This is a genomic window from Methylobacterium tarhaniae (genome assembly GCF_001043955.1).
Lineage (GTDB): Bacteria > Pseudomonadota > Alphaproteobacteria > Rhizobiales > Beijerinckiaceae > Methylobacterium > Methylobacterium tarhaniae.
In genome coordinates, this window is sequence record NZ_LABZ01000073.1 from 1 (window position 1) to 9,336 (window position 9,336).

A 9,336-nucleotide genomic window follows, 5' to 3' on the forward strand; every position below is an offset into this window, starting at 1 on the left:
GCCCCCGCCTCCGCTCCCGGCGCCGGTCGAGGTTGGCAGCGGCTGGTACCTGCGCGGCGACTATACGGCGAGCGACTTCCGCAACCCGAAGGACGATACCCTGCCGGGCACCGCGGGCGCCAAGCTCGTCGGCTTCCGCCTGAGCGACACCGATGGTTACGGCGGCGGCATCGGCTACCGCTTCAACAGCTTCCTGCGGGCCGACGTCACCATCGACGGGCGCACCCGCAGCCGCTTCCGCGACTATTCCTCGCGCACCAACTTCGTCGAGGGCTTCAACACCGAGGCCGGCAAGCTCGACGTCCTGACAGGCCTGTTCAACGTCTACGTCGATCTCGGCACCTGGTGGGGCTTCACCCCCTATATCGGCGCCGGCGTCGGCATGGCGAGCAAGCGCTTCCACGATTCCTGGACCGGCACCACCTGCTTCACCACCGCCTGTGGCAGCGCCGTGCCCGGCACCTTCCAGATCGGCGCGCAGGGGTTCGATGCGCGCGCCAACCACACCGCGATCGGCCTCGCCTGGGCGGCGATGGCGGGCATCTCCTACGAGATCGGCGCCGGCGTGAGCGTGGATGCCAGCTACCGCTACCTCGAGGTCGGCAAGGCCCGGACCGGCTTCGACGCTTTCAACCAGAACACCCGTATCAAGGATATCGCCGCCAACGAGTTCCGGGTCGGCCTGCGCTGGGCCTTCGGCAACGGCCTCGCGTTGCCGGGGCTGGGCGGCCTGACCTACTGATCGCCCCCGCCTCATCGTCGAACGGCCGATCGCCCGGTGTGCCCGCCACACCGGGCGATCGTCATTGTCCGGGACATTGCGGCATCCGTCAGGTATGCAACCAGGAATTAAGGTTACCCGAGCATGATGATGTCGGCGGCACGGCAAGTTTTGCCGATCGACATGCCGGGGGCGTCCCAGATGCGTTTCGCGATCGTTGGTCTTCTTATCGGCATGAGCAGTATCGCGCCGGTGACGGCGCGGGCCGCGGATCTCGATTTCGGCATCTTGCGGGGGAGTGCCTACGAGCCGGCCGCCGCTCCCTCCGCGGACATCTGGTAGGGCATCTATGTCGGCGGCCATGCGGGCTGGTCGAGCGCGAGCTTCGGCTTCGGTTCGGTCTACCAACCCGTAGTCGCCGATGTCTTGCGTGCGACGAGAATCGAGCAGGATCTCGGGGCATCGACGCTGCTCCATGCCGGCGACACGCGCCGGGACGGCGCGAGCTTTGGCGCTTTCGCGGGCGTGAACTACCAGTTCGACGAGACCGTCATCGGTGTCGAGTTCGACTACACGCATTTCGGTGTCACAGGCCGGGCGCCGCATGATGCGATCGGGCGCAGCACCGTCGGCAGCAATGGCTTCTTCAGAGCCGTCAACCTCGATGGGGATGCATCGACGCGCATCAACGACTACGCCACGGTCCGCGCCCGCTTCGGCTACACCGTCGGCGACTTCATGCCGTACGTCACAGGCGGCTTCGCCATCGGTCGCGCGCAGATCACCGATCGCGCATCGGTTCAGGGCTACGAATTCGATCAGGCGGCCTATCGCTCCAATCAGGCGCTCGCCGACGCCGCGCGGCGCGTGCCGGTCGTCAATGTCGGCTATCGCCAGTTCGATCCGGGCAATCCGGCATTCAATCCCTATTCTCCGGAGGCGGGCCAGCTCCTCGCCCCGATCGTGGTGACGCGCTCCAAGGAGAAGATCGTCGGCGGCGTCGCCGCGGGTGCGGGACTCGAATACGCCATCACGCCGAACCTGCTGCTGCGCGCTGAGTACCAATACGTGCTGTTCAACGATTTCGACGGCCACAAGCTGAACCTGAACACCGTGCGCGGGGGGGCAGCGGTCAAGTTCTAGGGCTGCACCCGTGAGAGTCGGGTGGGATGCCCCTTGGCCTACACGCGGCGCAGGCCTATGGCGGACGCCTTGCCGACTTCGATCGGAGTGAACGGCACGACCGTCATTCGAAGACCTCGTTTGCCTGAATGAGGATCGAGTCCGGAAACGAAATTCCCATCGCGTTCGCGGTTTTCATGTTCAATGTTAAATTGATTGCCTCTGGAATCTGAACGGGCAATTCACTGATTTTCTCGCCTTGCAAGATGCGATAAACGTACTGGGCGGCGCGTTCATACAGATTGACCTCGTCGACGCCATACGAGACCAAACCGCCGGTGGCGGTAATATTGCGATTGTAAGACATTGTCGGAACTTTGTGCTCTCGCGTGAGCGCGTTGATGAGATTTCTATTGTTTGTGTTGAAACTATCGTTCATCAGGACGATCCCGCCATGTCTCTGGCTGACGGCCAAGATGGCGGCGGCGATATCTCGCTCGCTTGCGACCGGCAGGGCATTCGGCTCGACGGCGAATTTATGGGCCGCTGATGTGAATGCCTCGATGTAGGACCGGGCATATGGCGCGGTCCTCGGATTGTAAATGATGGCGATGTTCGACAAGCCCGGTACGATTTCCTTCAATATCTCGACCCATTTCGCGCATAAGGTTGGGTCCGTGTTAATGAAGCCGGTTGCGTTCCGTTCAGGACGCGAGAGATGTGTCACGAATCCGCTTCCAACCGGATCCGATACGCTGACGAAGACGATGGGTATCTGCTTCGTCTCGGCGAGCATGGCTGATGTCGCCGGAGTCGTCGCAGACAATATGGCATCGGGGCGCAGCGCGGCCAGCTCTTTGGCGTAGGCAATCATGAGATCCATGTTTCCCGATGCAGATTTAATAAATAAATTTATGTTATAATGACTATTGCCTCCTAAATTCGATAACGTACTTTTAAATATATCCAATCGAGGCTTTATCTCGGCATCGTCGGGGGCGTAAGCCGTGATGATCCCGACCTGCCGATGGCTCGTCCTGGAACGGCTCTCGGCAAATCCCGCGCGCGAGAACAGGAAAGTTCCCAAGAGAGGGATACAGTCTCGCCTTCGCACGGCACGGCTCCTCGCTCGACGGCTGCGCGGATATAACCGGATATCATAGAGCGAGATCGAACTTGTATCAATCATAAGCCAGTATAGCGCGGCCGTTCCGGGCCTGGCCGCGACGTCTGCGGCCTCGGGATCCGCGCCGTGTCCGCTCGCGGCGCGGATGCGCGATCGGAGCGATCGACACTGGTCCGGTCTGGCAGCGTCGATGGTCGGGCTTGCGGGCGCGCCGCGGCCGCGCCACCCTGACGGGCCGCCCGGGAAGAGGCGGGAGACACGGGAGGATCCGGATGCAACGTCTGGCCGGCAAGGTCGCCCTGGTCACGGGCGGCGCGCGGGGAATCGGGCTGGCGATCGCGCGGCGCTTCGCGCGCGAGGGAGCGGCGGCGGTGATCCTCGCCGATATCGACGGGGCGGAGGCCGAGCGCGTCGCGCCGGAGAACCCCGCCTTCCATCCCTGTCCCCTCGACGTCACCCGGGACGAGGACTGGACCCGGGCCGTCGACCACACGGTGGCCCGCCATGGCGGCCTCGACGTGCTGGTCAACAATGCCGGGATCGCGGTGGTCGGGACGATCGAGTCGGTCACCCTGGAGGAATGGCATCGCGTCCAGGCGATCAATGTCGACGGCACCTTCCTCGGATGCCGGCACGCCGTTCGGGCGATGAAGCCGCCGGCCGGCCGCGGCGGGACGATCATCAACCTCTCGTCGGTCTCCGGCATCGTCGGCGGGCACAACCTCGCGGCCTACAACACCTCGAAGGGGGCGGTGCGTCTCCTCACCAAGTCGGTCGCGCTGCATTGCGCCCGGCAGAAATACGGCGTGCGCTGCAACTCGATCCATCCGGGCTTCACCGAGACCGACATGCTGCGCGATCTCGCCGCCGGCAGCCGCTACACGCCGGAGGCGCTCTCCGAGCGCCTGCGCGCCTCGGTGCCGCTCGGGCGCAACGCGGCCGCCGAGGAGATCGCCGGGCTCGCGACCTATCTCGCCTCGGACGAGGCCGGCTTCGTCACCGGGGCCGAGATGGTGATCGACGGCGGGGTCACGGCACAATAATCCCCCGTTCCCCAAAAGTCCGAGCGCAGCGGCAGGCAGGCCCCTCTACAGGTTGGCGATTCGCCGCTATTTGTATGCGCCGCAACAAAGTCCGACCGGAGACCTGACCGATGTCCGCCCAGGCCGCCCCCGCCCCGACCGATCTCGTCACCCTCGCGCAGGAGGCGGGCCTCGCCGCGAAGGCCCTCGCCGCGGACGCCGCCCGGCGCGTGCGCGCCGGACTTCTCGGCGCCGACGGCCGGCTCTCGCCCGAACGGCTGGAGACCGAGCAGCACGCCGCTCACGGACTCGCCTGGCTCTCGACCTATGCCGAGGCGATCACCCAGCTCGGCGCCTATGCGGCGCGCCTCACCGAGCAGGGCCGCCTGGGCGAGACCGAGACGCTGCTCGTGCGCATCGGGCTCGGCGAATACCTGGAGCAGCTCTTCGGCGGCATTCCGATGAGCCAGGGCGAGATGGTGCGCCCGACCTCGTCGCTGGGCCTCAAGGGCCAGGAGGTGGCGCGCCACCGCTCCGACGCCGTCGAGACCCTGATCGCCGAGGGCAACACCGCCGCGAACCGCGCCGCCCTGGTGCGGCTGATCCGCGAGGGCTCGGGCTCCGCCACGGTCGGCGACAGCGGCCTCGACGAGGACATGGAGGCGATCCGCGCCGAGATGCGCCGCTTCGGCCAGGCCGAGGTCGCCCCCCACGCCCATGAATGGCACCTCGAGAACGCCTACATCCCGCTCGAGATCATCGGCCAGATGGCCGAGCTCGGCGTGTTCGGCCTGACCATCCCCGAGGAATACGGCGGCATGGGCCTGCCGAAGATCTCGATGTGCGTGGTCTCGGAGGAATTGTCGCGGGCCTATATCGGCGTCGGCTCCCTCGGCACCCGCTCGGAGATCGCCGCCGAGCTGATCTTAGGGGGCGGCACCGAGGAGCAGAAGCAGCGCTTCCTGCCCAAGATCGCCTCGGGCGAGATCCTGCCGACCGCGGTCTTCACCGAGCCGAATACCGGCTCCGACCTCGCCTCGCTGCGCACCAAGGCGGTGAAGGAGGGCGATACCTGGCGGATCCACGGCAACAAGACCTGGATCACCCATCCGGTCCGCGCCGACCTGATGACCGTGCTGGTGCGCACCAAGCCCGAGGAGCCGGGCCACAAGGGCCTGTCGCTGCTGCTCGGCGAGAAGCCCCGCGGCACCGACGAGGATCCCTTCCCGGTCGCGGGCCTGTCCGGCGGCGAGATCGAGGTGCTCGGCTATCGCGGCATGAAGGAATACGAGCTCGCCTTCGACGGGTTCGCGGTGCCGGAGGCCAACCTCCTCGGTGGCGTCGAGGGCAAGGGCTTCGCCCAGCTGATGCAGACCTTCGAATCGGCCCGCATCCAGACCGCGGCCCGGGCCGTCGGCGTCGCCCAGTCGGCCCTCGATGTCGGCCTGCGCTATGCCGAGGAGCGGGTGCAGTTCGGCAAGCCGCTGGTCTCCTTCCCGCGGGTGGCCGACAAGATCGCCATGATGGCGGTGGAGATCAACATCGCCCGCCAGCTCACCTACTTCGCCGCCCACCAGAAGGACGAGGGCAAGCGCTGCGACCTGGAGGCCGGCATGGCCAAGCTCCTCGGCGCCCGCGTCGCCTGGGCCGCCGCCGACAACGCCCTGCAGATCCATGGCGGCAACGGCTTCGCCCTCGAATACCCGGTGAGCCGCCTGCTCTGCGACGCCCGCATCCTGTCGATCTTCGAGGGCGCGGCGGAGATCCAGGCGCAGGTGATCGCCCGGCGGCTGCTCGAAGTGCAGTAGCGGCCGGGCTCCGTCCGGATCGCAAAATAAGGAACGGCGCGCGGATGCACTCTGCGCGCCGTTCCTAACTTTGATGTGCGTCGTTTTACTTCGTGATCTTCACGGAAACCGGGTCGCTCGACGGGAAGGTCTCTTCCAGGCCCTCGTCGAGGCGCTCGTTGAGCTTGCCCTGCTGGTTCTCGGGCCGCGCCTTGTCCTGCGGGGAGGCGCTGTCGCGGCGAAAGCCGGGCTGGTCCTGGTTCGGGGTCTTTGTGTCGCTCACCGGATGTCTCCTCGTTCGGGGACGGCGTGCCCGGCTAACGCGCGGGGCCCGAGCCTGTTGCGTCCGCCAAGCTCTTAACGGGACGGTGGCGCCTCGCCGGCTAGGGATGTGCGGGTGAGAGGGCCCGCCCATGCATGTCGGCATCCTGACGAATTTCGCGACGCCGACGGGCGGCGCCGAAAAGGTCGCGATCGAATCCGCCCGCGGCCTCGCCGAGCGTGGCGTCGCCGTCACGCTGATCCACGGGGTCGACGGGCCGGCCGACCCGATGCTCGACCACCCCGGCATCCGTCGGGTGGGCTTGGGTCTCACCGATGTGTGGGAGCGGCCGGCCTGGCGCGGGGCGATCGAGGGGATCTGGAACCGCGAGGCCGCGCGGCGCTTGGGACGCGCCCTGGCGGCCCTGCCGGACAGGCCCGACGTGCTGCATCTGCACCAATGGACCCGCTCGCTCTCGCCGGCGATCCTCCCGGTGCTGGCGCGCAGCGGCCTACCCCTGGCGATCACGCTGCACGATTACTTCCTGGTCTGCCCGAACGGCGTCTATTACCGCTTCGATCGGGCCGAACCCTGCACCTTGCGCCCGTTCTCAGCCCGCTGCCTCGCGGCGTCCTGCGATCCGCAATCGCGCATCCACAAGGCGGTACGGGTGGCGCGGTACTTCGCGCAATGGGCGGCGATCACCCGCGACTTCGACCCGCGCTCGACCAATCGCGCCCGCGTCTCCAAGCGCGGCTTCGCTCCTCGGCCGATCGACCTGGTCCACGTCTCCGATGGCAGTCGTGCGCAGGTCGAACGCTTCGTCAAAGGCATCCCCTTCCTCCACCACCACTGCATCGACAACCCGGTCCGGCTCGCGCGCGCCGCGCCGGCCGATCCGGCCGCCGGAGACGCGGTCGCCTTCGTCGGCCGCTTCACCCGGGAGAAGGGGGCCGACCTCGTGGCGCAGGCCGCCCACCGGGCCGGGCTGCCGTCGCTGTTCATCGGCGACGGGCCGCTCGCGGATGAGTTGCGCGCCGTGCCGGGGGCCGAGGTGGTCGGCTGGCGTGCCCCGGCGGAGGTGGAGGCGCTGCTGCGCCGCCGGGCCCGGGCCGTGGCGGCACCGGCGCGCTGGCTGGAAACAGGCCCGCTGACGATCTACGAGGCGCTCGCCGCCGGGATTCCGGCCATCGCCTCCGACCGGGCCGGGGCGGGCGAGAAGATCCGGGACGGGGAGACCGGCTTCGTCACCGCCCCCGAGGTCGGGGCGCTCGCCGAGGCCTTCGGCCGGTTGCGGGACGACGCCCTGGTGCGCCGCCTCGGCGCGGCCGCCCATGTCCGCTACTGGTCCGCCCCGATGACGCTGGCCGCCCATGCGAGCGCCCTCTGCGATCTCTATGCGGGGATGACGGGTGCGGCCGAGGCGCCATCTTTTCAGCGCAGTGCTGTCATGTGAGAGAGCATCCAGACTGCGAACCCGATACCCGGAGCCGAATGCCGATGCGCCGCCCGACGACCTCCCTGCTGCTCGCCGCGCTCCTTCTCGGGGTCGCCCGACCGGCGGCCGCGCAGGCCGAGTCGGTGCCGCCCTACCGCGCCCTCCAGGACAACCGGGCCATCCCCGAATCCAAGGCGCAGGTGCAGCTCTCCTTCGCGCCGCTGGTCAAGCGCGCCGCTCCTTCCGTGGTCAACGTCTACGGCACCCATGTCGAGAAGCGCGCCGCGAATCGCGGCGCCATGGACGAGTTCCTGCGCCGCTTCTTCGGCGATGCCGGCCCGAACCTGCCGCAGGAGCGGGCGCAACGCTCGCTCGGCTCGGGCGTCATCGTCGATGCCTCCGGGCTGATCGTCACCAACAACCACGTCATCGAGAACATGAACGAGGTGAAGGTGGCGCTGAACGACCGGCGCGAGTTCGAGGCGCAGATCATCCTGCGCGACCCCCGCACCGACCTCGCCATCCTGAAGATCAAGAGCCCGAGCGGCGGCCTGGTGCCGATGGAGATCGGCGATTCCGAGCACCTGCAGGTCGGCGACTTCGTGATCGCCATCGGCAACCCGTTCGGCGTCGGCCAGACGGTGACGCAGGGCATCGTCTCGGCGCTCGCCCGCACCCAGGTCGGCTCGGCCGATTACCAGTTCTTCATCCAGACCGACGCGGCGATCAACCCGGGCAATTCGGGCGGGGCGCTCGTCGACCTCAACGGCGGCCTCGTCGGCATCAACACGGCGATCTACTCGCAGTCGGGCGGCAGCCACGGCATCGGCTTCGCCATTCCCGCCAGCATGGTCAGGGCGGTGGTGGAGACCGCCAAGGGCGGCGCCCGCACGGTGCGTCGGCCCTGGCTCGGCGCCCGGCTCCAGCACGTGACCCCGGACATCGCCGACAGCGTCGGCCTCGACCATCCGACCGGGGTGCTCGTGGCCTCGATGCAGCCCAAGAGCCCGGCCGAGGAGGCGGGGCTGAAGCGCGGCGACGTGATCCTGGCGGTGGATGGCCAGACCGTCGACGACCCGGAGGCCTTCGGCTATCGCTTCGCGCTGAAGGGCATCAAGGGCGAGACCAAGCTCACGGTCCTGCGCGGCGCCACCCGTACCACCGTGCCGGTGCGCCTCGGTCCCGCGCCGGAGACCCGCCCGCGCGACACCCTGAAGGTCAAGACCCGCTCGCCCTTCCTCGGCGCCACCGCCGTCAACCTGTCCCCGGCGGTGGCCGAGGACCTGCAGCTCGACCTGCCGGCCCAGGCCCAGGGCGACGGCGTGATCATCGCCGAGGTCGAGGGCGGCAGCCTCGCCAACCGGGCCGGCCTGCAGAAGGGCGACCTCCTGGTGGCGGTGAACGGCGCCCCGGTGACCTCGACCAAGGATCTGGAGCGCATGACCCGCGCCCCCGCCTCGATGTGGGAGGTGACGATCAACCGGGGTGGGCAGCAGCTGACGTCGGTGTTCGGGGGGTAGAGGCGGCAGCCGCAGGGTCATGACACCCTCCGGGTCATTCCGGGGCTCGCCGCAGGCGAGAGCGCGGAATCCGTCAGAACCGCGAATGTTTCCGCATCAAACTGATAACGTTCGCTTGGTCCTGCGGAATCGGCGGTTTTGGATCCCGGGTCCGCTGCGCGGTCCCGGGGTTGGGCCTGTGGGGGGGGAAGCGGGGGCGGGGGGTCGGCTCGGCACCCTGGTCGGGGGGGGTTCGAGCCCGCACCTCCCCCTCCCCCCCGAGGTGATCTCGTCCACCACCCACTCCTTCCCGCACCCCCCCCCCAGGGCGCGCGCGAACTCCCCCGGCCCGCCGTCCA

The 9,336-nt window shown here is 68.1% G+C and carries 9 protein-coding genes; 7 read left to right on the plus strand and 2 right to left on the minus strand.

Translation table 11 applies throughout. From position 1 onward, the window contains the following. From VQ03_RS11640 to VQ03_RS11645, 3 genes are all read left to right on the plus strand, one after another. The coding region (locus tag VQ03_RS11640) for an outer membrane protein (protein ID WP_048451043.1) at positions 1-742 on the plus strand (742 nt) is incomplete at its 5' end. Positions 743-865: 123 nt separating this feature from the next. Continuing rightward, on the plus strand, positions 866-1,063 hold the full coding sequence (locus VQ03_RS35160; protein ID WP_342586458.1) for a hypothetical protein: 198 nt from the start codon (positions 866-868) through the stop codon (positions 1,061-1,063). A 3-nt stretch (positions 1,064-1,066) separates the two neighbouring features. Continuing rightward, on the plus strand, positions 1,067-1,864 hold the full coding sequence (locus VQ03_RS11645) for an outer membrane protein (protein ID WP_342586459.1): 798 nt from the start codon (positions 1,067-1,069) through the stop codon (positions 1,862-1,864). Positions 1,865-1,967: 103 nt separating this feature from the next. Here VQ03_RS11645 and VQ03_RS11650 read toward each other — a convergent pair whose 3' ends face one another. Continuing rightward, the gene (locus tag VQ03_RS11650; protein WP_083467943.1) at positions 1,968-3,032 is read right to left on the minus strand and encodes an ABC transporter substrate-binding protein; all 1,065 of its coding nucleotides are present in this window, start codon (positions 3,030-3,032) and stop codon (positions 1,968-1,970) included. A gap of 209 nt (positions 3,033-3,241) precedes the next feature. Between VQ03_RS11650 and VQ03_RS11655 the strand changes: the two genes are divergently transcribed. Both VQ03_RS11655 and VQ03_RS11660 read left to right on the plus strand, forming a co-directional pair. Beyond that, on the plus strand, positions 3,242-4,012 hold the full coding sequence (locus VQ03_RS11655; protein WP_048451044.1) for a glucose 1-dehydrogenase: 771 nt from the start codon (positions 3,242-3,244) through the stop codon (positions 4,010-4,012). Between the two features lie 110 nt (positions 4,013-4,122). Next, positions 4,123-5,799, plus strand: a complete 1,677-nt coding sequence (locus VQ03_RS11660) for an acyl-CoA dehydrogenase family protein (RefSeq protein WP_048451045.1) — start codon at positions 4,123-4,125, stop codon at positions 5,797-5,799. Positions 5,800-5,884: 85 nt separating this feature from the next. Here the strand turns inward: VQ03_RS11660 and VQ03_RS33725 are convergent, their stop codons facing one another. Next, entirely contained in the window at positions 5,885-6,061 is a 177-nt protein-coding gene (locus VQ03_RS33725; RefSeq protein WP_167376079.1) for a hypothetical protein, read from the minus strand. A gap of 130 nt (positions 6,062-6,191) precedes the next feature. Here VQ03_RS33725 and VQ03_RS11665 point away from each other — a divergent pair, with 130 nt between their 5' ends. Further along, positions 6,192-7,496, plus strand: coding sequence for a glycosyltransferase (locus tag VQ03_RS11665; RefSeq protein ID WP_048451046.1), 1,305 nt, complete (start codon positions 6,192-6,194; stop codon positions 7,494-7,496). A gap of 44 nt (positions 7,497-7,540) precedes the next feature. Continuing rightward, positions 7,541-8,998, plus strand: a complete 1,458-nt coding sequence (locus tag VQ03_RS11670; RefSeq protein ID WP_048451048.1) for a DegQ family serine endoprotease — start codon at positions 7,541-7,543, stop codon at positions 8,996-8,998. The last annotated feature ends 338 nt before the right edge of the window (positions 8,999-9,336 follow it).

Excerpts from the sequence above, each read along its gene's own strand:
- VQ03_RS35160 (WP_342586458.1), top strand. The coding sequence starts at position 866 with ATGATGATGTCGGCGGCACGGCAAGTTTTGCCGATCGACATGCCGGGG.
- VQ03_RS11650 (WP_083467943.1), bottom strand. The coding sequence starts at position 3,032 with ATGATTGATACAAGTTCGATCTCGCTCTATGATATCCGGTTATATCCG.
- VQ03_RS11655 (WP_048451044.1), top strand. The coding sequence starts at position 3,242 with ATGCAACGTCTGGCCGGCAAGGTCGCCCTGGTCACGGGCGGCGCGCGG.
- VQ03_RS11660 (WP_048451045.1), top strand. The coding sequence starts at position 4,123 with ATGTCCGCCCAGGCCGCCCCCGCCCCGACCGATCTCGTCACCCTCGCG.
- VQ03_RS11665 (WP_048451046.1), top strand. The coding sequence starts at position 6,192 with ATGCATGTCGGCATCCTGACGAATTTCGCGACGCCGACGGGCGGCGCC.
- VQ03_RS11670 (WP_048451048.1), top strand. The coding sequence starts at position 7,541 with ATGCGCCGCCCGACGACCTCCCTGCTGCTCGCCGCGCTCCTTCTCGGG.